Origin of the sequence: Microbacterium sp. NPDC089186 (assembly GCF_040685115.1) — a bacterium.
Classification (GTDB): domain Bacteria; phylum Actinomycetota; class Actinomycetes; order Actinomycetales; family Microbacteriaceae; genus Microbacterium; species Microbacterium galbum.
This window is the reverse complement of sequence record NZ_JBFBHJ010000001.1, coordinates 426,234-446,623: the sequence shown is the minus strand read 5'-3', so window position 1 is coordinate 446,623 and position 20,390 is coordinate 426,234. Positions and strand designations below refer to the sequence as shown.

At 72.5% G+C, this 20,390-nt stretch carries 22 protein-coding genes; 9 read left to right on the top strand and 13 right to left on the bottom strand.

What is annotated here, in order from left to right; all coding sequences use genetic code 11:
- Positions 1-2: 2 nt before the first annotated feature.
- Complete coding sequence (locus AB0N82_RS02115; RefSeq protein WP_363387540.1) at positions 3-1,160, top strand: M15 family metallopeptidase; 1,158 nt, start codon at positions 3-5, stop codon at positions 1,158-1,160.
- Positions 1,161-1,248: 88 nt separating this feature from the next.
- On the opposite strand, the gene AB0N82_RS02110 is transcribed toward AB0N82_RS02115, so the two are convergent.
- The gene (locus AB0N82_RS02110; RefSeq protein ID WP_363387537.1) at positions 1,249-2,271 is read right to left on the bottom strand and encodes a pirin family protein; all 1,023 of its coding nucleotides are present in this window, start codon (positions 2,269-2,271) and stop codon (positions 1,249-1,251) included.
- Positions 2,268-2,579: a GNAT family N-acetyltransferase gene (locus tag AB0N82_RS02105; protein WP_363387534.1), complete on the bottom strand. Its 312-nt coding sequence runs from the start codon at positions 2,577-2,579 to the stop codon at positions 2,268-2,270. Before AB0N82_RS02105 ends, AB0N82_RS02110 begins: the two co-directional genes overlap by 4 nt.
- A gap of 189 nt (positions 2,580-2,768) precedes the next feature.
- On the opposite strand from AB0N82_RS02105, the gene AB0N82_RS02100 reads away from it, so the two are divergent.
- From AB0N82_RS02100 to AB0N82_RS02075, 6 genes are read left to right on the top strand one after another with little or no spacing between them, the layout of a single operon-like run.
- On the top strand, positions 2,769-5,033 hold the full coding sequence (locus AB0N82_RS02100) for a carbon starvation CstA family protein (protein WP_363387531.1): 2,265 nt from the start codon (positions 2,769-2,771) through the stop codon (positions 5,031-5,033).
- 11 nt (positions 5,034-5,044) lie between these two features.
- Positions 5,045-5,281 (top strand): YbdD/YjiX family protein, encoded by a 237-nt coding sequence (locus AB0N82_RS02095; RefSeq protein WP_315993801.1) that lies wholly within the window; start codon positions 5,045-5,047, stop codon positions 5,279-5,281.
- 13 nt (positions 5,282-5,294) lie between these two features.
- Positions 5,295-6,467 (top strand): histidine kinase, encoded by a 1,173-nt coding sequence (locus tag AB0N82_RS02090; RefSeq protein ID WP_315993800.1) that lies wholly within the window; start codon positions 5,295-5,297, stop codon positions 6,465-6,467.
- Positions 6,464-7,168, top strand: a complete 705-nt coding sequence (locus AB0N82_RS02085) for a LytTR family DNA-binding domain-containing protein (RefSeq protein ID WP_363387526.1) — start codon at positions 6,464-6,466, stop codon at positions 7,166-7,168. Before AB0N82_RS02090 ends, AB0N82_RS02085 begins: the two co-directional genes overlap by 4 nt.
- 43 nt (positions 7,169-7,211) lie before the next feature.
- Positions 7,212-7,604 carry a heavy metal transporter gene (locus AB0N82_RS02080; RefSeq protein ID WP_363387523.1) on the top strand — a complete coding sequence of 131 codons (393 nt, stop codon included), beginning with the start codon at positions 7,212-7,214 and terminating at the stop codon, positions 7,602-7,604.
- The gene (locus tag AB0N82_RS02075) at positions 7,601-9,055 is read left to right on the top strand and encodes a cation acetate symporter (protein WP_363387520.1); all 1,455 of its coding nucleotides are present in this window, start codon (positions 7,601-7,603) and stop codon (positions 9,053-9,055) included. Before AB0N82_RS02080 ends, AB0N82_RS02075 begins: the two co-directional genes overlap by 4 nt.
- Positions 9,056-9,095: 40 nt before the next feature.
- Here the strand turns inward: AB0N82_RS02075 and AB0N82_RS02070 are convergent, their stop codons facing one another.
- Positions 9,096-9,611 carry a CGNR zinc finger domain-containing protein gene (locus AB0N82_RS02070; RefSeq protein ID WP_363387517.1) on the bottom strand — a complete coding sequence of 172 codons (516 nt, stop codon included), beginning with the start codon at positions 9,609-9,611 and terminating at the stop codon, positions 9,096-9,098.
- A gap of 25 nt (positions 9,612-9,636) precedes the next feature.
- Here AB0N82_RS02070 and AB0N82_RS02065 point away from each other — a divergent pair, with 25 nt between their 5' ends.
- Positions 9,637-9,831, top strand: a complete 195-nt coding sequence (locus AB0N82_RS02065; protein WP_363387514.1) for a hypothetical protein — start codon at positions 9,637-9,639, stop codon at positions 9,829-9,831.
- 116 nt (positions 9,832-9,947) lie between these two features.
- Complete coding sequence (locus tag AB0N82_RS02060; RefSeq protein ID WP_363387511.1) at positions 9,948-11,183, top strand: FHA domain-containing protein; 1,236 nt, start codon at positions 9,948-9,950, stop codon at positions 11,181-11,183.
- A gap of 207 nt (positions 11,184-11,390) precedes the next feature.
- On the opposite strand, the gene AB0N82_RS02055 is transcribed toward AB0N82_RS02060, so the two are convergent.
- The 10 genes from AB0N82_RS02055 to AB0N82_RS02010 all read right to left on the bottom strand — a co-directional run bounded on the left by AB0N82_RS02055 (position 11,391) and on the right by AB0N82_RS02010 (position 20,132).
- On the bottom strand, positions 11,391-12,722 hold the full coding sequence (locus AB0N82_RS02055; protein WP_315993793.1) for a S8 family serine peptidase: 1,332 nt from the start codon (positions 12,720-12,722) through the stop codon (positions 11,391-11,393).
- Complete coding sequence (gene eccB / locus AB0N82_RS02050; protein ID WP_363387507.1) at positions 12,719-14,056, bottom strand: type VII secretion protein EccB; 1,338 nt, start codon at positions 14,054-14,056, stop codon at positions 12,719-12,721. Before eccB ends, AB0N82_RS02055 begins: the two co-directional genes overlap by 4 nt.
- 4 nt (positions 14,057-14,060) lie before the next feature.
- Positions 14,061-15,395, bottom strand: a complete 1,335-nt coding sequence (eccD, locus tag AB0N82_RS02045) for a type VII secretion integral membrane protein EccD (RefSeq protein WP_363387504.1) — start codon at positions 15,393-15,395, stop codon at positions 14,061-14,063.
- A 120-nt stretch (positions 15,396-15,515) separates the two neighbouring features.
- A complete protein-coding gene (locus tag AB0N82_RS02040; protein WP_315993790.1) occupies positions 15,516-15,803 on the bottom strand; it encodes a WXG100 family type VII secretion target in 288 nt (95 codons plus the stop codon).
- A 1-nt stretch (position 15,804) separates the two neighbouring features.
- A complete protein-coding gene (locus AB0N82_RS02035; RefSeq protein WP_076673392.1) occupies positions 15,805-16,122 on the bottom strand; it encodes a WXG100 family type VII secretion target in 318 nt (105 codons plus the stop codon).
- Positions 16,123-16,163: 41 nt separating this feature from the next.
- Complete coding sequence (locus AB0N82_RS02030) at positions 16,164-17,699, bottom strand: hypothetical protein (protein WP_363387499.1); 1,536 nt, start codon at positions 17,697-17,699, stop codon at positions 16,164-16,166.
- Positions 17,696-18,997, bottom strand: a complete 1,302-nt coding sequence (locus tag AB0N82_RS02025) for a S8 family serine peptidase (protein WP_363387496.1) — start codon at positions 18,995-18,997, stop codon at positions 17,696-17,698. Before AB0N82_RS02025 ends, AB0N82_RS02030 begins: the two co-directional genes overlap by 4 nt.
- The gene (locus AB0N82_RS02020; RefSeq protein ID WP_315993787.1) at positions 18,994-19,392 is read right to left on the bottom strand and encodes a hypothetical protein; all 399 of its coding nucleotides are present in this window, start codon (positions 19,390-19,392) and stop codon (positions 18,994-18,996) included. Before AB0N82_RS02020 ends, AB0N82_RS02025 begins: the two co-directional genes overlap by 4 nt.
- Positions 19,393-19,504: 112 nt before the next feature.
- Positions 19,505-19,792 (bottom strand): WXG100 family type VII secretion target, encoded by a 288-nt coding sequence (locus AB0N82_RS02015; RefSeq protein ID WP_315993786.1) that lies wholly within the window; start codon positions 19,790-19,792, stop codon positions 19,505-19,507.
- 28 nt (positions 19,793-19,820) lie between these two features.
- Positions 19,821-20,132 (bottom strand): WXG100 family type VII secretion target, encoded by a 312-nt coding sequence (locus AB0N82_RS02010; RefSeq protein WP_055831852.1) that lies wholly within the window; start codon positions 20,130-20,132, stop codon positions 19,821-19,823.
- Positions 20,133-20,390: the final 258 nt, after the last annotated feature.

Here is a 20,390-nt window from a genome sequence, read left to right as displayed (position 1 = left end):
TGATGTCCCCCGATCCCGAGCTCTCTCCCCGCCGCGCCGCGCGCGCGGAGGCCGAGCGACTCGCGACGGCGGCTGTATCGGTGGCCCCGGCACCCATCACCCGACGCCAGTTGCGGGAAGCGGCGACCGGTGCCCTCGCGCTCCCGGCGCGGCCCGACGAACCGGCCGCGACGCCGCGGGGCGCGACGAGAGGTCGGCTCCCCGACCTCTTCGCCGCCCTGCCGCTCCGGCGCCGGCGGCGCCTCGCGCTCGTCGCCGGGGCGGCGGTCGCGGTGCTGGTGGGTGCCGTGGTGGTGGGGGCCGCGACGCTCGGGCGCAGCGCGGATGCCGAGGGCTCGGCCGCGGCGGACGCCTCCGTCGTGTCGGCTGCGGTCGCCGGTCCCCCCGCCGTCCCCGACGACGGGCTGCCGGTTCCGCAGGTCGCCGCCGTCGCCGCGACCGCCACCCCGTGCGACGACCCGGCCTTCACCACTGCCCTCTCGCAGGGCGACGACACCGCCGCGATCGCCGCTGCGGGCGGTGGGGCGGCGTTCCGCTCCGCGGTGGCATCCGGACTCGCCCCCTGCGTCTCGCTCAGCGACCCGGATCGTGAGTGGCTCGTCGTCAACAAGCAGCGCCCGCTCGATCCGCTCGACTACTACCCGGGCGACCTCGTCATGCCGTCGAACGTGCGCGCTCTGGAGCAATCGGCCCTGCGCGCCGCTCCCGCCGAAGCCCTCAGCGCGATGGTCCGCGCGGCCTCCGACGCGGGGGTGGGTGAGATCGGCTATCTGAGCGCCTTCCGCTCCTACTCCACGCAGCAGTCCACGTATGCCGGTCGCGTCGCCGTGGGCGGCGTGGCCGAGGCCGATCGCGAGAGCGCACGCCCGGGGTTCAGCGAGCACCAGACCGGAAAGGCCGTCGACATCGTGCCGTGCAACGGCTCTTGCGCGACGCTCGACGACGTGGCGGCGTCGGCGCAGGGCGCCTGGGTGCGGGAGCATGCCTGGGAGTTCGGCTTCATCACGCGCTATGCCGAGGGACGCGAGGATGTCAGCGGCTACGAGCCCGAGGCCTGGCACCTGCGTTTCATCGGGCCGGAGCTCGCCCAGGCGTACCACGACGGCGGATACACCACCCTCGAGGAGTTCTTCGGGCTCCCGGCGGCGCCGACGTACTGAGCGTCGGGCAAGCGGCGTCCCGACGCTGCGAAGATGCACGCGGCTCCGCCGTCCCGCCCCCTGCGCACGGCCTCCGTCGAGCGGGCCGTCAGACCCGGCGTCGTCGCGCGGTGAGGCGCACCCCGGGCAGGGGCGGCGCGGGGATGCGCTCGGGTCCGTGGTCGACGACCTCGCCGAACCGGGAAGAGCGGGCCTCCCACGCCTCGCGTGCCTCGGCGATCTCGTCGTGCGAGCGGCCGACGAAGTTCCACCACATCACGATGTCGGCCTCGAAGGGCTCCCCGCCCAGCAGGAAGACCCGGGCGCCCTCGTCGCTGCGCAGCTCCAGGTGGTCGCGTCCGGTGCCGAGGTAGACCAGCCGCGTGTGATCGACGGATGCCGTCGACCCGGGCTCGATCGCGGGCGCCGGTCGTCTCGAGGCGTCGGCGTCGACGGCATCCACCCCCGTCGTCGCTTCGGCGGCGCCGACCATGCCGGAGACGGCGTACTCCCACGTGGGGTCCAGGGGAATCCGCACGGTGGCACCGGCGGCCAGGCGCAGCTCCGCGCCGACGATCGGCGTGTGCACGGTCGCCGGCGACGAGACTCCGCCCAGTTCGCCCATCACGACGACCGCGTCGGATCCGTCGCCCAGGTCGAGCACGGGCAGGTCTTCGTGGCGCTCGAAGGCGGGGGCGCCGTGCCGACGCGACTCGGGCAGGGCCACCCACAGCTGCAGCGCGTCGAGAGGGATCGGTCCCTCGCCCACCGAGTACTCCGAGTGCGCGATGCCCGCGCCGCTGGTCATGAGGTTCAGGGCGCCGGGCCGCACGACGACGTCGCTGCCCACGGCATCCCGGTGCCGCACCTCGCCCACGATCGGCCAGGTGACCGTCTGCAGGCCGATGTGGGGGTGCGGTTCGACGCGCATCAAGGTCTGCTGCGGACCGAATCGGTCGAGGAAGCACCACGCGCCGACCATCGGCAGCGAGCGGTGCGGGAGGGTGCGATGCACCTCCATGCCGCGCACGCCGCCCAGCGGCACCTCGCGCGCCTCGACCACGAGCGCGCGCGGCCCGTCGCACTCGACCGGGCCCTCCGCCTCGGGCGGGGCGACGTCGAGGCGGGTCACGACGCCTCGTCGGCGCCCTCGGGCCACTCGACCGAGAGGCCGTCGACGTCGTGCTCGCCGAGGTAGTGCGCGACGAACGGGCACGAGGGGATGACGGTGTCGCCGCGGCGCGCGAGGTCGGACAGTGCCTCGCCGGCGAGCTTCGTGCCGAGACCCTTCCCCTTGAAGGCCGGGTCGATCTCGGTGTGGGGGAGTTCGACGCGGTCACCGGCGGGCTCGAACTCCAGGAACCCCCCGAGCTCGTCTCCGACGTGGATCTCGTAGCGGTGCGCCTCGTCGTTGCGGGTCACGGTCAGTTCGTCGGCCATGGGGTCTCCTGTCGTCGGTGCTCACAGCAACGTATGCGCTGGCATGGATGTTCCGCCATCCCTGGACACGCCGCGCCGCTCGTCGCACCGTTCGCGCCGCTCACCGCACGATCGACGGATGCCGCGGGCGGCGGGGCACGGCATCCGCTTAGTGTCGGCGAGTCCGCAGCGCCGCGAACAGGAGGCATCATGAGCGCATCCGTCGACGACGACGTCGTCACCGACCCGAATCTTCCGCCCGTCGCGGTCCCGCCCGCCAAGCTCGAGAGCCGGTGGACCCCGGCGAAGATCGCCCTGTGGATCGGGATCGCCCTGCTGGGCGGCCTCGGCTGGACGATGCTCGCGATCGTGCGCGGGGAGACCGTCAATGCGATCTGGTTCGTGTTCGCCGCCGTCTGCACGTACCTCATCGGCTACCGCTTCTACTCGAAGGTCATCGAGCGCTACATCACGCGCCCCGACGACCGCCGCGCGACCCCCGCCGAGCGGAAGGCCGACGGCAAGGACTTCGTCCCCACCGACCGTCGCGTGCTCTACGGCCACCACTTCGCCGCCATCGCGGGCGCCGGTCCCCTCGTCGGCCCCGTGCTCGCGGCCCAGATGGGCTATCTCCCGGGCACGATCTGGATCATCGTCGGCGTGATCCTCGCCGGTGCGGTGCAGGACTACCTCGTGCTGTTCTTCTCGATGCGCCGGGGCGGCCGCACGATCGGCCAGATGGCCCGCGACGAGCTCGGGAAGATCGGCGGGACCGCCGCGATCCTCGCGAGCCTGCTCATCATGCTGATCATCGTCGCGATCCTCGCCCTCGTCGTCGTGAACGCCCTCGGCGAGAGCCCGTGGGGCGTGTTCAGCGTGTCGATGACGATCCCGATCGCGCTGTTCATGGGCCTGTACCTGCGCTACATCCGCCCGGGCCGCATCACCGAGATCTCGATCATCGGCTTCGTGCTCCTCATCGGGGCGATCGTCGCCGGCGGCTGGGTGGCCTCGACCGAGTGGGGCTACGCGGCCTTCCACCTCGACCGCTCCGTCATCGCGTGGGGCATCATCATCTACGGCTTCGTCGCCGCGGTGCTGCCGGTCTGGCTGCTGCTCGCTCCCCGCGACTACCTCTCCACCTTCATGAAGGTCGGCGTGATCGTGATGCTCGCCGGCGCCATCGTGCTCGTGCGCCCCGAGATCTCGGTCCCCGCGTTCAGCGAGTTCGCCGGTGGCCAGACGGGCCCGGTGTTCAGCGGCCCGATCTTCCCTTTCCTCTTCGTCACGATCGCCTGCGGCGCGCTGAGCGGTTTCCACGCCCTCATCGCTTCGGGAACGACCCCGAAGCTCGTCGAGAAGGAGCGCCAGACGCGCTTCATCGGCTACGGCGGAATGCTCATGGAGTCGTTCGTCGCGATCATGGCGCTCGTCGCCGCCCTCTCGATCGACCGCGGCATCTACTTCGCCATGAACTCCTCGCCTGCCGCCACCCTCGGCACCGTCGAGGGCGCCGTCGCCTTCGTGAACGGACTGGGCCTGGCCGGGGTGAACCTCACGCCCGACATGCTCACCTCCACCGCCGCAGCGGTGGGCGAGACCTCGATCGTCTCGCGCACGGGCGGCGCCCCGACCCTCGCGCTCGGCCTCGCGCACATCATGCAGCAGGCCCTCGGCGGTCAGGCGATGATGGCGTTCTGGTACCACTTCGCCATCATGTTCGAGGCGCTGTTCATCCTCACGGCGGTGGATGCCGGAACCCGCGTGGCCCGCTTCATGCTCCAGGACTCGATCGGCACCGTCATCCCGAAGTTCAAGGACCTCTCGTGGCGGCCCGGAGCCTGGATCTGCACCGCGATCATGGTCGCGGGCTGGGGCTCGATCCTCATCCTCGGCGTGACCGATCCGCTCGGCGGCATCAACACGTTCTTCCCGCTGTTCGGCATCGCCAACCAGTTGCTCGCCGCGATCGCGCTCGCCGTGGTGCTCGCGATCGTCGCCAAGCGCGGGCGCTCGTACTTCCGCTGGTTGTGGATCGTGGCCGTGCCGCTGGCGTTCGCCGCGGTCGTGACGATCACGGCATCCATGTACAAGATCTTCTCGCCGGTCCCGGCGGTCGGGTACTGGGCCAACCACTTCGCGTTCCGCGGGGCGCTGGCCGAGGGCAAGACCGAGTTCGGCACCGCCAAGAGCGTCGCCGCCATGGAGGCCGTCGTCCGCAACACCTTCGTGCAGGGCGTGCTGTCGGTGATCTTCGTCACGCTCGCGATCGTCGTGATCGTCATGGCCGTGATCGTGACGGCGAAGGCTCTGCGCGCCGGGGGAGGGGAGAACCTCGAAGACGCGCCGGTTCCGTCGCGCCGCTTCGCCGCGGCGGGCTTCCTCGCCACGAAGGAGGAGCGCGCCATCGAGAAGCAGTGGGAGGCCCTCCCGGCCGACCACCCCGACCGTCCGACCGCGTCGTCGCACCACTGAGGCCGTCGATCATGGACCGCACGGATGCCACGGCCCCCGGCCCCCGCGAGAGCATGGGCACCCGCTTCGCGCGGGTGGGCCGTGGCATCCGGTGGTACGTGACGACCCTCATGGGCGATCGCGCCTACGACGTCTACGTGCGTCACCTCCGAGCGCACCACCCTCAGGCGCAGCCGCTCACGGAGAGGCAGTTCTGGCGTCAGCGATCCGACGAGCAGGACCGCAACCCCGGCGCCCGCTGCTGCTGAGTAGGCTGCCAGGATGCTCGACGCACCGTTGCTCGCGGGCGCCGTGGGTGTCGTGGTCGGCGCGGTCCTGACCCTGGCCCTCGTGTCGGCCCGGCGCTTCGCGCGCGGCTCACGCGATCTCGGCAGCGACGTCGACCGCGCCACGCACCGCACCCTGCACGTCGCTGCAGCCGCCGCGGCGGCGCTGCGCGGCGGCCGCGACGAGCCCGACGCCGAGCGTGCGGCCACGCACCTGCGCGCGCTGCTCGGAGCGGATGCCGTGGCGATCGTCGAATCGGGGGCCGACCGGGTGGCGCTCGACGGATCCGAGGCGCTGGCGACCTCCGCGCGCCGCATCGCCGCACGGGTGTACGACACGGGACGTCGGCAGGTGTTCTCCGAGGAGGGCGGGTCGGCGGTGGGCGCGCCCATCGTCGTCGACGGACGGGTGTGGGGAGCGGTCGTCGCGTTCGCCGACCAGGCGCGAGGCCCGCTCGTGCGCGCGACCGGTGACGTCGCCGACTGGTGCGCGGCCCAGATCGAGCTCGCCGGCCTCGATGCGTCGCGGGCGGCGTTGGCCGAGGCGGAACTGCGGGCGCTGCGCGCGCAGATCAGCCCGCACTTCATCTACAACGCCCTGACCGCGATCGCGTCGTTCATCTCGACCGACCCGCCGCGGGCGCGCGATCTCGTGCTCGAGTTCGCCGACTTCACGCGGTACTCGTTCCGTCGGCAGGGGGAGTTCACGACGCTGTCGGAGGAACTGCGCAGCATCCACTCCTACCTGGAACTGGAACGGGCGCGCTTCGGCGAGCGGCTCACCGTGCGGCTGCGCATCGCCCCCGAGACCCTGGCGACCGTCATCCCGTTCCTCTCCGTGCAGCCCCTCGTCGAGAACGCCGTTCGGCACGGGCTCGAACCCGGTGAGGGCGGAGGAGTGCTCACCGTGACCTCGATCGACGACGGCACGCACACCGAGGTGATCGTCGACGACGACGGGGTGGGGATGGATCCGCACGAGCTGGCGGCGCTGCTCGACCTCGACGCGCCGTCGACGCACGTGGGGCTGCGCAACGTCGACGCGCGTCTGCGCCAGCTGTACGGGCCCGCGGGCGGCCTCGTGGTCGAGACGAACGTCGGCTCGGGCACCTCGGTGCGTCTGCGCGTGCCCAAATCGCAGCCGCTGCACGAGACGGCGCACGCGTGAGCGTCGAGGTGCTCGTCGCCGACGACGAGGCTCCGGCGCTGCGCGAGCTCGCGGCGCTGCTGTCAGCCGACCCCCGCGTCGACGTGGTGCACACGGCGAGCGGCGGCGCGGAGGCGCTGCAGGTGCTCGAGCGGGGAGGAGTGGCGGTGGCCTTCCTCGACATCCACATGCCCGGGATCTCCGGATTCGACCTCGCGCGAGCCCTCGCGGGGCTGCGCGTGCGCCCGGCGGTGGTGTTCGTCACAGCCGACGACTCCGGAGCGGTGCGGGCCTTCGACCTCGAAGCGGTGGATTACGTGCTCAAGCCCGTCCGCGTGGAACGGCTGTCCCGCGCGCTCGGGCGAGCCCTCGCGACCGGGGTGGGCGCCGATGCGGCGGACGACGAGACGATCCCCGTCACGGTGGGCTCTGCGACGCGGTGGGTGCGACGGGCCGAGGTGCGCTGGGTGCAGGCCAACGGCGATTACTCGCGGCTGTACACCCCGACCGGCGATCACCTGGTGCGCGTGACCCTCTCGGAGCTCGCCGACCGCTGGGCCGACGCGGGTTTCGTGCGCGTGCACCGGTCGTACCTCGTCCATCGCGACGCGGTGCGGGAGGTACGTCTGTCGGGAACGGCCCCGACGGTCCTGCTGGGCGACATCGAGCTCCCCGTCAGCCGCCGCCTCGTCGCGGCCGTGCGGGAGGCGATGCGGCGATGAGGGCGCAACCGGTCGCGGAGGAGCGACGGGAACGGCGGATGCCATGAGTCCCGACCCCCGTCCGTTGCCGCGCGTGCGGGTCACGGCATCCACCGCCGGTCGTGTCGCCCGGCCGCTCACGCGCGGGTTCGCGCTCCCGGGGCGCGTGGCCGACGAGGCCGACGCGGTGTTCTCGCGCGGTCTCGTGCGCGCGCAGCTCCGCCTCGCTCTCGCGTGCGCGACGTCGTTCGTGGTGATGGCCGCGGCGCTGACGGGGGTCATCGCGGCCCTGCCCGCGCTCGGAGACCCGGTGCTGTGGGCGGTCCCCCTGTCGTGGCTGCTGCACGCCTACGGCTTCTATCCGCTGATCCTGGTGTTCGCCGTCATCTATGCGCGAGCCGCAGCGCGCAACGAACGGCGTTATCGGCAGCTCGCCGACCCCGGGGAGGCCGGATGAACCCGGTGTTCGATCTGACGGCGGTCGGTCTGCTCGTCGTGATCACCGCGGTCCTCGGGTTCGCCGGAATCCGCACCTCGCGCACCCGCAGCGACTTCTTCGTCGCCTCGCGCAGCGTCGGGAGCGTGTGGAACGCGTCGGCCATCAGCGGCGAGTACCTGTCGGCGGGCACGTTCCTGGGACTCGCGGGGCTCGTGCTGCTCTCGGGGGCGGAGGGCTTCTGGTTCCCCATCGGCTACGCCGCCGGTTATCTGCTGGTGCTGCTGTTCGTCGCGGCTCCCCTCCGCCGCAGCGGCGCCTACACGATCCCCGACTTCGTCGAGGCGCGCCTGGAGTCCCGCACCGTCAGACGGGTCACCAGCATCGTCGTCCTCGTGATCGGGTGGCTCTACATCGTGCCGCAGCTGCATGGGGCGGCGCTCGCGCTGGGCGTCGTGGCCGACGTCCCCCCGTGGACCGGCGGGGTCGTCGTCGCGGTGCTGGTGGCGGCGATCGTCGCCGCGGGAGGGATGCGGGCGATCACCGCGGTGCAGGCGTTTCAGTACTGGCTCAAACTCACGGCGCTGCTCGTACCCGCGGTGTTCCTGCTCGCGGCCCTGTCGGGCGGCGGCCGCGACATCGACCCGGTGCAGGTCTTCCCCGTCGAGAGTGGACCGGGGGCGCTCGACGTGTACGCCACCGCGTCGCTGCTGCTGGCCCTGCTGTTGGGCACGATCGGCCTGCCGCATGTGCTCGTGCGGTTCTACACCAGCCCCGACGGGGCGTCGGCGCGGCGCACGACGGTGGTCGTCATCGTGCTCATCGGGGCGTTCTACGCGGTGTCGTCGACCATGGGGCTCATCGCTCGCGTCGTCGCCCCCGATCTCGCGCTCCCCGGGCTGGCGGACACGGTCGTGCTCGCCCTGCCCTCGCGCCTGTTCCCGGGGCTCGTCGGGGAGCTGCTCACGGCCCTGCTCGTCGCGGGCGCGTTCGCGGCGTTCCTGGCGACCTCGTCGGGGATCGTCGTCTCGCTCGCCGGGGTGGTGAGCCAGGATCTCTTCGGCGGCGGGGTGAGGTCGTTCCGTCTGTCGGCGGTGCTGTGCACCCTGGTGCCGCTCGCCGTCGCGCTGCTGACCGAGCCGGCCGGCCTGGTCGCGAGCGTCGGTCTCGTGTTCGTCTTCGCGGCGTCGACGTTGTCGCCGGTGCTGCTGCTCGGGGTGTGGTGGTCGCGTCTGACCGCGCGCGGGGCGGTCGCGGGCATGATCGTGGGGGCCGTGTCGTGCGGCGCGGCTCTGGTGGCGGGCGGGATGCTCCGCGGCGCGGGCGGGTGGGCGGTGGTGTTCGCGCAGCCCGCGGCGTGGGCGATCCCGCTCACCACCGCGGTCATCGTCGGCGTGTCGCTGAGCGACCGCGGGGGCGTGCCGGTGCGCGTGGAGCGCTACCTCGCCCGGTTGCACACGCCCGATGCGTGAGGCCCAGGGCGGATGCCGCGGGTCGGGACCGCGGCGCTCCTCAGCCGCGGGCGCGGTGGCGCCGGACGGCGGCGCGGTTCGCGCAGCGCACCGAGCAGTAGCGCTGACGGCCGTTCCGCGTGACATCGACGACGACCCGATCGCAGGGCTCCGAGGCGCACCGACCGAGGCGGTCCATTCCGCGGGTGACCAGGTGCAGTGAGGTGCCGACCGAGATGACGGCCGCGAGCACGCGCGGGAGCGCCTCGTCGCTGTCGCGGTAGTGCAGGTGCCACCCCTCGCCGTCGTGGTCGGTCAGGCGCGGGAAGGCCGCGACGGCCGCCATCTGCGCGTTCAACATCGCGGCGCGGGCCGCCGGGTCGGACTCGTCCACGACGCGCAGCCAGTCGTCGATGACCACCCGCGTCTGCGCATGGTCGTCGGATACCACGGGGAAGCGCATCGTCATCCCCCTCTCGATCGTCCGCTCCTCGATCCCCGCGCGGTCGTCCGGCCAGTCGTTCGCGAGCGAAGCGGCGAGCAGGACCGCGTACTCCCCGTAAGGGTTGAGGTGCATAAGGGCATTACATCACGCTGGGTCCATGACCGCCTCCCGAACCCGATCGGCCGCCGCTGCGGCATCCGTCCATGAACACGGCTGGGTCACCGCGTCGGTGCACGCCACGAGCGTCGGTCGCGTGCGCTACGTGCGCTGCGCGGGGTGCGGCGCGTGGCGCGTGGATGCCGATGCGGCGATGGCGGCGCCGCCCGCCGCCGTCTCGCGTGTCGTCGTGTGAGGCGCACGGGGCCGGCGTGCGCCGTCGCGGCGTCGGACGTCCCGCGGCGCTGTGCGGCGCCACCCGTCGGCGCCGTCCGCACGGTAGCGTCGATGAAGACCGTCGACGGAGGACGCATGGATGCCCTGACCCTGATCGCCACGATCGCGGGAGCGGTGCTGGCGATCGCGCTCGTGCTGCACGTCTGGTACGCGATCGGCCTGTCGCGCGTGATCGCCGCGCACGGCGGCGAGCCGTGGCGTGCCTGGGTGCCGCTCGTGAACGAGGCGGAGGTCTTCCGTCTGGGCCGGCTCGACCCGGTGCGTGCCGTGCTGCTGATCGTGCCGTTCGTGAACGTCTACGGGCTCGTGCTCAAAGCGACCGCGGCGAACCGGATCGGCGAGGGCAGCGGTCGCGGGGCCGGAGCGACGGCGCTCGCGGTGGTCCTGCCGCCCGCGTGGGCCATGCTCCTCGCGCGGACCCCGCAGACGGCGGATGCCGAGGCGTCGGCTCCCGCGCAGATCACCGTTGCCGAGTCGGCCCGTGCCGACGAGGCCGACGGGCCCATCGCGGCGGTGCCGGGCATGCCGACCGCCGCAGCGACCACGGCGCCTCCGATGCCTCCCGCCGCCGGAGCCGGAGCGCGACGCACCGCCCCTGAGCACGATGAGCCGTACGCGCTCCCCGTGCTGCCGGGGCCCCGCGAGATCGGTGCGGACGGGCCGGCGGCCGACGTCGAGCAGACCGCGTCGACGGCCCTCGACGGCGAGGTGGCAGCGACAGCGGCTCCGGCGACCGCGGCGCCTGCACCCGCCGCGCCGGTCACCGCCGCTCCCGTGACGCGGACTCCGGATGCCGGGTCGACGCCATCGGACGCCTCCACCGCAGCTCAGGCGGAGGCGGTCGACGCGCACCTCGGCCACTCGACCGGCGACCGCGTGTCGGAGACCACGGATTCCACGGCCGAACGCTCGGCCGGACGCACTGACGTCGCCGCTCCCGTCGACGAGTCGACGCAGACCGCCCGTCCGCGTTCGCGCCGGCGGGGGGAGTGGACCGTCGCGCTCCCCGACGGTGCAGCGGTGGCCCTCACGGGTCGCACGGTGGTGCTGGGACGCAAACCCTCGAACGCCGATGAGTCGGTGCAGTACGTGGCCGTGCACGACGACAGTCGCACGATGTCGAAGGAGCACGCCCGCCTCGACTGGACCGTCACCGGCTGGACGATCACCGACCTCGACTCGACGAACGGCGTGACGCTCGTCCACGATGACGGACGCGTCGAGCGGCTGTCGGGCGGCGCCACGGCTCCGGTGCCGACCCGCTTCCGTCTCGGCGACGCCGGTCTCGAAGTGCGACCGGCGGCGGGCTGAACCCGGCGCGACAACGGCCGCGGGTCGATGCTCGCGTTTGCGGAGGCGCGCGGCCGAGCCGTCGCGTGCGCGCCGCTGTGCGGCCGAGCCGTCGCGTGCGCGCCGCTGCGCGACCGCGCCGTCGCGTGTCTGCGCCGCTGTGCGATCGCGCCGTCGCCCGCTGACGCGATCGCGCCGTCACCCGCTGGCGCGATCGCGCCGTCGTCCTCAGTCCGTGGCGGTGTCGTCGCCGTAGAGTCCGCGCCCGGTCGGCGCCGGACGGCGCGCGCCCGTGTCATCGCGGCGACGACTGACGAAGACCGCCATCGCGCCGATCGCGCCCAGCAGCACCAGCGCCCCCGCACCGATGCCGGTCGCCATCGTGATGGCCGCGGCATCCGGACCCGGGCCCACCGTAATGCTCACCGGGGCGGGCGTCGCCGTCGGGTCGGGTGAGGCGGACGACCGCACGAAGGGGTTCGAGGGTCCGCGCAGGCCCGATCCCGGGACGAGCACGAGGGCGTCGTAGGGCTGCACCACGCCCCATCCCGAGGTGTTGGACCGCGCGTCGGGCTGCCCGCGCACGGCGGTCACCTCGAGGCGGTACGCCCACTGGTCGGGCGTCTCGTCGGGATGCGCGGACGCGACGAGCGCGGCGGCGGCCGAGACGTATGCGGCCGCGTAGCTGGTCGCGGGGGCGTCGCCGGCCACCACGCAGTCGCCGCCCTGCGGCCACGACGAGGCGATCGCCTGGCCGGGCGCCGAGAGCTTGACGTGCGATCCGCGGATGCTCGCACTGGTCACCGCGCCCGACGTATTGGTCGCGGCGACGCCGATCGCGCCGGGGAAGCCGGCCGGGTAGCGCACGCCGTCCTTGTCGTCCTCCTCGACCGCGGCCTCCGAGTCGCGGTTGCCGGCGCTCGCCACGACGAGGCTCCCCTTCTCGCGCGCGTAGGCGACGGCGGAGGAGAGACCGCCGTCCTCGGCGGTCGTGCTCATCGAGACATTGATGATCTGCGCGCCGAGGTCCGCGGCGATCCGGATGCCGTCGGCCATGCGCGCGGTGTTGGGACCGAACCCCGCGTCCTTCAGCTGGTCCGACGTGCCGGCGAAGACGCGGATGGGGAGGATCTTGGCATCCGGGGCGAGACCCTGGACCCCCGACTTGGAGATGACCTGTGCCGCGATCTGGCCGGCGATCACCGTGCCGTGGCCGTAGACGTCGGTGCGGGCGGTGGAGTCCGTGCCGTCGGGCACGAGGTTGATCCCGGGGAGCACGGAGGCGTCGAGGTGCGGGTTGGGCGCCACGCCGGAGTCGACGACGGCGACCACCACCCCCGCGCCCTTGGTGATCTCCCACGCGGCCGCGCTCTGCAGTTCGCCCAGGGCGGGGGGTGTGTCGGGAACGCGCGTCGAGGCGAGGCACGTGTCCTCCGAGGCCGAGAGCACCGGACGCGGCGCGAGCGGCGCGGCGTGGGCGGTCATGGGCACCGCGGCCGCCAGGAGGCCCGCGACGAGCGCGACCGCGCCGAGACGCGCGGCCCCGGCGCGACGGATCACTTCGCCTCCGGGGTGCGCTGCGCCGCGCTCTCGCTCAACGACGGACCCGTCGCCATCAGGGCCGTCCAGCCGTCGGGGATCGAACCGATGTCGTCGGACGAGTAGCCCAGGCGGGCGATGGTCTCGTCGTTCGCATTCGGGAGCGGGTAGGCGGTGCCCGTGGCATCCACCAGGGTCAGCACGCTGGTGTTCTGGTCGCCGCGCCCGCCGGCGCGGACGAGCGCGCCGTGGCTCGGGTCGACCCGCACGCCTGGCGAGACGGCGGTCGAGGTCGGCTGCGTGGCCAGGGTCGAGACCGCCTGGCTCTCGGCGCCCTCGGCGCCCTCGAGCACGGCGCAGGGACGCTGACCGCTCGGGACCGTCTCGAAGCCCGTCGACGGCCACTGGTCGCCGATGCCCTTCGAGGCCGTCGCGAGACCGCGGATCTCGCTTCCGGTCACTTCCGTGACCTCGCCCTTCAGCGCGCTGCCACTGCCGAGCTGGTACAGCTGCCACGCGAGCGGAGACAGGGTCTCGAGCACCCCTCCGGTCTGCACGAGGAAGCGCTCGTCCTCGGGGGCGCCCGCCTGGCGGACCACCTGACCGACGCGCAGCGAGGTTCCCGAGACGCTCTCGCCGTAGTTCTTCAGGGTGATCGGGGTGAGCGCCGTGCCCGCGGTGAACAGGTCGAGCCACGACGCCGGAACGGTGACGGGGTCGAGCGCCGAGATCCCCGCGGCGCGCAGCACGGCGTCGGGGTCCTCACTCGACACGGCGAAGCTCCGCTCGCCCTGGATCACGTGGAGGATGCCGTCGACTGAGACGACCACGGCCCGATCAGGTGCGGGAGTGGGGCCGGTGGAGGTCGAGACGCGCACGTCCAGCGCCGCGTCGTCGGACACGCAGGCGCTCCACCCCGTGTTGACGAGGCCGGATGCCGGCGGAAGGTCGTCGGGTGCGCCCGTGATGCCGAGGGTGTCGCCGACGGGGGTGCCCGCGAGGGTGGCCTGGTCGGTCGAGATCACGCCGTACTCGTTCGCCGGCAGCAGCAGACGCGCGCTGGCGGTGTTGATGACGGGGTGAAGGGTGCCGTCGACGGTCACGAAGCGCGCGCCGGTGTCGGAGACCAGCACGAGCTTGCCGTTCTCCCACCCGGTGGGCAGGCCCGGCCGGATGAGTCCGTAGAAGACCCCGACGAGGACGACGATGACCGTCAGCGCGATCGCGGCGATGACGGCACGCAGGGGAGCGGTCGGCTGCAGTTCCTTGCCGCCCGGGGCGCCGCTGACGAAGGCGGTGAGAAGGCGGCGGCGCGAGAAGTTCTGCGCCTCGATGAGATCGCCCTTGGTGGCCATCGCGTCAGGCCAGCCCGGACGAGATCACCGCGAGCGGCAGCAGCGCCGCGAGCACGAGCAGCTCCGCGGTGTCGGCCACGCGGATGAGGCGCAGGCGGGTCTTCGGCGCGAGCAGGGTGATCGTCACGACGCTGACCGTCGCGACGAGCAGGACGACGAGGATGCCGACGCGCAGACCCGGCTGGGCGAGCGAGGCCACGACGCCGGCGACGACGAGCCCCAGGATGCCGGTGGCCATGACCGTCAGCACACCCGAACGCGCGTAGGTCTGCCGCGAGGGGAACATCATGCCGGCGAAGGCGAGGGCGCACACGAGTGCGCCGGTGGCGTTCTGCGCCGCGACGAGGGGCGTGGCCACGATGATCGCCACCGCGAGAGCCAGGCGCAGCGCGATGAGGATGCGCTTGCCCTGCGCGACACGGGCGGCGATGTCGTCGGCGTCGATCGGCTGCGGATCGGCGAAGATCTCGACGTCGTTCTGCGGGGAGGCCACGCGCAGGCGGGTCGTGCTCATCGCGAGCCACGGGAGGGCGCCGGCGAGCGTCGCGACGATCCCGACCATGAGCGTCCACACCGTCGCGGCCGGGAAGAACGCGGCGAGTGTGCCGGTGACCCCGAGCGCACCTCCGGCGACGAGCGGGGTGAGCTGCAACTCGGCGCGGTCGCGGGTGAGCGCCAGAGCGACCCCGGCGATCACGAACGCCCCTCCGCCGGCGGCGGCGAGCGGCCAGCCCCACATGTCGAACGAGGCGGGGATCGCGAGGAACCCCGCGACGGCGGCGAAGACGGATGCCGCCATCCCGAGCCCCTGGCCCGCCTCGCGCTGACCGAGCCGGGCGACCACGGCCGAGACGACGAGCAGCACGGCGGCGCCTCCGCCGGCCACGAGCGCCCCGAAGGGCAGGGCGCGTCCGGCCGCCAGCAGCAGGACGGCGCACACGCCGAGGAGGGCCAGGCTGACCGCCAGCGCGGTGCGGGCGTTGTCGCGCGTGGTCCACGGACGGTTCTGCTGGGCGGTGGCGTCGATGACCGCCTCGACGATGTCGTCGTAGACGCGCGGCTGCGCGACGAGACCGCCGCGGACGAGCGTGAGCACTTCGCCGTCGACGATGCCCTGCGCCGATGCACCGAGCGAGGGATCGACGGTGGACCCGTCGGCGCGCTGCAGGGCGTACCCCGCGGACGTCATCGAGGCGTCGAGAACGCCGAGCGAGCGGGCGAACCCGGGCAGGAACTCGATCACGGGTACCTGGGCGGGGATCGCGATGTCGAGCCGCCGCCCCTCGCTCTGCACCGACAGTCGCAGCAGCGCTCGTGTCGCGTTCATGACGTCAGCCATCCGCGGCCCCCTCTTTCCGGACCGAAGCCCCCTGCGGTCAGACTTCGAAAGCCTATCGCCGTCGATCACGGCGTCGATCGAGCGCCGAGCGGTGATCGTTCACCGCCCGGCGCTCAGCGCTCACTGGAAACGCGCGGCCGAGGCCCGGTCGGCCGAGACGTAGTCGTCGGCGATCGAGTCGGTGGCGTTCGAGATGCGCGACAGGGCGTCGCGCATCTGCTCGAGCGTGGCGCTCCACTGCTGCTGGGCGTTGTTGTAGGCCACCTGCGCGGTGCCCTCCCACCCCCCGCGCAGGCGGGCGACCTCGGCATCCAGTCCGCCGAGGGCGGCGTCGATGCGGGCGCTCTCGGAACGCAGCCGCGCGGCGGCGGCGTGCAGTGCTTCGGGGGTGACGCGGAGATCGCCCATGTCACTCTCCTCCGAGCAGCGAGCCGAGGCCCTGGATGGTGGTGCGGTGCTGCTCCTCGACCGCCTCCTGGTCGCTCGCGGTCGCCCGCAGGGCGGCGCTGAGGGTCACGAGCACGTCGTTCAGGCGGGTGGCCCCGGCCGTCCACTCGTTCACGAGCGCGTTGTAGGAGCTCGCCGCGTCGCCCGACCAGTTGGCGGCGAGTTCGTCGAGCTCGGCGAGCACGCGGCGGGCGCTGTCGCTGATGTCGGCGTGCGCGCCCATCACCACTTCGGCGCCACGGACGAGCGCGCCCTCTTGGGCGGAGATGCGATCAGACATCGTCTTCTTTCCTGTCGGTGAGGGTCATCGGGCGGCGAGGGTCACTCGTCGCGGCCGCCGGCCTGGGCGTTCTCGGACCGGGGACCGATCTCTTCGTCGTCCTCCATGCGCGGAGCGATCGGACCGGCGAGACCGCGTGCCTCGTCCTTCTTGCGCTCGGAGCGCGAGCCGGGGCCGCCCATACCGCCCACCCCGCGCGTACCGGCACCCGCGGTGCGGCCGGATGCTGCGGCGGCACCGGACCGACCGGCACCGGCCGCGCCGGTGCCCGGGCGACCGTTCGCCGCGCCCGCGCGCCCGCCGGACGCGCCTGTGGTCGAGCCGCCCGCCCCACCGATGCCACCGGCGCGCGTGCCCGCAGCACCGAGGCCGCTGGCTCGTGCACCCGCGCCGCGCGCGGTGGAGTTCGCCGAGCCCGTTCCCGCCGCGCCGAGCCCGCCGACGCCACGTGTTCCCAGACCGCCGCCGGCGCCGGGGCGTCCGAGCAGACCGCCGGAACGCGCACCGCCGGCGCCACCCGCGCCGACCGATCCGCCCGCGGGGCCGCCGAAGAGACGGCCGCCGGGTACGCCGGGAGCACCCGCGCCGCCACCGATGCGTCCGAGCGCGAGCGCTCCTCCGCCACCGGCGATCACGCCCGCGCCGAGACCCGATCCGAGCCCCGCCCCGGGGCCGCCGGGGGAGCCGACGAGCCCGCCGCCGCCGCCGGGCGCCGTCGGGATCCCACCCGGGAGGGTGGGGCTGCCGCTGATGGGGCCGTCCGGGGTGGGGTCGGGCGGGACGTTGCCGATGTCGATCGGCGGCTGCCCTCCCGGCGTCTGGCCGGGAGAGTTCGGGAACGGCCCGTACTCGCTCGGGGGAGGCTGGATGCCGCCGCCACCGCCACCGCCGCCGCCGCCGGGAGGCAGAGCGATCTCGCCGCCGCCGTTTCCGCCGCCCGGGCCACCGCCGGACACGTTCCAGTCGGGGTACGACTCGAAACTCCGTTGCTGCGATCCGTACCCGCCTTCCGGTACCTCTGTCTTGGTCGGCGGGAGGGCGGTACCCGAGATCACCACCGACGAGAAGGTCGGCGGCGGGTCCAGCTTCACGGCATCCATCTCACCGGAGTGCGTCTCGACCGCGGTGCGTGCGGCCTCCTCGCGCTGCGATGCCATGTAACCGTTGATCGCGCGGCTGGCTCCTTCGCCGGCCAGGAACGCGACCGGCCCGAACACGATCGACGCGCCGGCGGCCGCCCCGCGGACCATCGCTTCCTGGTTGCCGTTCATCTCGCCCGGTGGCAATGACGCCGCCGAGTCCCGCGCCCGGCGACGCACCTCATTCGCGTCGATCAGACGACCGTTGACGTGCTCACGCAGATACGTGATGTGCTCGCCGATCTCGGCGGCTGACGTCGCGAACCTCTCACGCGCCGCGTTTCCGGCATCTCCGTCGATGCCGGTGTCCTTCGACGCCGCATCGAGGACCTGCCTCAGAGATTCGAGGGCATTGGCGAGCTCGAAACGGGTGGGCATGTCCCACGGAACGCCACCCTCCGCGAGGTTCTGAAGGCGCTGCTCCCACGTACCTGTCACGGCGTGTTCCCCTTTCCGGCCTTGCGGCGTCGGGTGATGACGATGAGCACGATCACGACGGCGGCCACCACGAGGAGGATGCCGATGCCGATGACGGCCCAGATGACGAGTGATGCGATATCGAAACCGGATGACGGTGGTGCGGCGTCTTCGTACTGGTCCGCGCTGCGGGGTACGGTCACCGGGACGAAGCCATCGGTCTTGGCCGTGTCGATCTGCTCCTGCGTCGGTGCACCCACGGGCTTGCTCATGAGGGGCGACTCGTCGGGGAAGGTGGTCGGATCGACGCTCAGCAGGGTCGGGAGCCACGCGGCCCCGTACCCGTAGCCGTCTTCGGTGCGGGCCGGTTCGTGCTGCGTAGCGTTCGTGGTCGCGATCAAAGAGTGCACGAGCTGATCGCCGGTGGCGTCGGGGTATTTCTGCGCGGCGAGGGCGAGCATGCCCGCCACCATGGGCGCGGCGAACGACGAACCCACGGCTGCGCGCGACGAGTTCCAGTCGCCGTCGACCCCGACGGTCGGCAGATTGACGCCCGCAGCGACGACATCGGTCTTGGGCACGACGAAGGGCTTGCCGGCCCCGTCGGTCTGCACGGCGCCCTCACGGTCGATGGCGGTGGCGGCGACGACACCGTTGAAGCTCGCCACGTCCGTACCGCTGTCTACCGCAGTGTCCGCGTTGGGTGTGCCCACGACGATCGTCGCCCCGCGCGCGAGGGCGTAAGCGATGGCCGGTGCGTCGTTCTCGTACGCTCTCCTCTGAACCGACGTCGTGATGATCTCGGCGCCGTCGTCCACGGCCTTCTTCACCGCGTAGCCGAACATCGAGACGTCGTCGTCCGTGTTCGGGCGGCAATAGTCCTCTTCCCGAAGGTCGAGGGTGCCGTATCCGTAGAAGGTCACGTCGGCGTCGGGGGCGATACCGCGAATGCCGCTCGCGCCGGCGCCGTTGCCGATGAGCAGGGCGGCCATCGTGGTGCCGTGAATGGAGGGTTCGGTCGCCGTCTCCGACACCGGTTCGGTGCGGGACTCGCAGAGCTGGGTGTCGCTGACGGTGAGGTTGCGGCCCTCGAAGATCGGCTGGCCCGGATCGATCTGTGCGTCGATGACGGCGATCTTGACGCCCGACCCCGTGATGCCGGCATCGTGCGCGGCCTGCACCTGATACGTGTCGTACCACCAGTCGTAGTCGCCGCCGGCTGCGGCCTGGGCGGTCGGTGCGACCCCCGCGACGGCGAGGACGCTGATCGCCAGCGCCCCACCCGCCGTGCGCAGGGTTCGAAGGCGGCGTCGTGTCACTGGGGTGCTCCGCCGAGAGCCGAACGGACGCCGGCCGCGCCGCCGGTGGGTGCCGGCTGAGCGGGTGCCGACTCGGGCTGCGACGCCGACTCGACGAGCGAGAGCGCGTTCTGCGCCATCGCCGAGCCCGACGTGTCGGTCTCCTGAAGTGATTGCGCGGCCTGCGAGAGGGCGTCGGCACTTCCCGCGATGGTCTGACGCAGCTTCTCGACCTCGGCGGCCACTTCCTGCGCGCACTGGCGCACGCGCTGTGTCAACGCTGCCGCCGCGGGCTCCGTGCCGTTGCCGTCGACGATCTCGATGGTGCCCGAAGAGGGGATCTCCTCCGGCACCTGCGTCAGCTGCAGAACGCGCTGGATGGCGAGGTCGAGGTTGAGGAAGATCGAGTCGGCCATGGGGGATCACTCGTTTCTCTGTGATCGGGATGCGAAGGGGGAATCCGCGCGTGACGAGCGCGCGAGCCCAGAGAACCGGCGGCCGCCGCAGCGACCGCCGGTCCGGGGTGGCTCAGGCGAAGCGGCCTGCGGCCGACTTGTCGGTCGAGGTGTAGCCCTGGGCGATCTCGTCGGTCTTGCCGGCGATCTGCTGGAGCAGCTCGTTCAGGCGGGTGATGGACTGCGTCCACTGGGCCTGCGCCTGGTCGTAGGCGGTCTGCGCCTCACCGTCCCAGGAGGAGCGCAGGGCGTTGACCTGCGACTCGAGCTCGTCGAGACGGGTGCGGATGCCGGAGGCGCCGTTGCGGATCTGACCGGAGAGGGCGATGACCTGCTCGGGACGAACGGACATGGACTGCATGAGAGTTCCTTCTTTCGTATCGAGCGGGTCAGCCGAGCAGCGAGCCCAGGTTGCCGATGGTCTGCTGGTGCGACTCTTCCGAAGCCGCCTGGTCGCGCTCGGTGCCGCGAAGGGCGTCTTCGAGCGTGACGAGCACGTTGTTGAGCTTGGTGGTCTCCTCGTTCCAGCGCTGCATGAGCTGCGTGTACGAGCCGGCCGCAGCTCCCGTCCAGAAGCCGGCCACCTGGTCGAGTTCGGTGCGGACCTTGCGCACCTGCTCGTCGATGCCCGACTTCGCGGTGTTGACCGCCTCGGCCCCGCGACGAAGCGCACCCTCCTGGGCTGCGATGAGATCTGCCACGTTGTCTCCTCGATGTTCCTCCGGGGCGCGCCCGGGCGTTGCGGATCATGTCTGCACGCACGGGATTCGGCCCCGAGCGCGGGATCGATGGAGTGGCCGGAGCCCCCCACCGGCCTTCGAACATACGTAATGCTCTGCGACGCGACAACCCTCTTGCGCATTTTGAAAGATGACAAAACTCTCATGTTTAGTCCCGGTGATGAGTGGAAACGTGAGACCCGCCTCCGTGCGGGCGGATACGCTGGTGCGGTTGAGCCG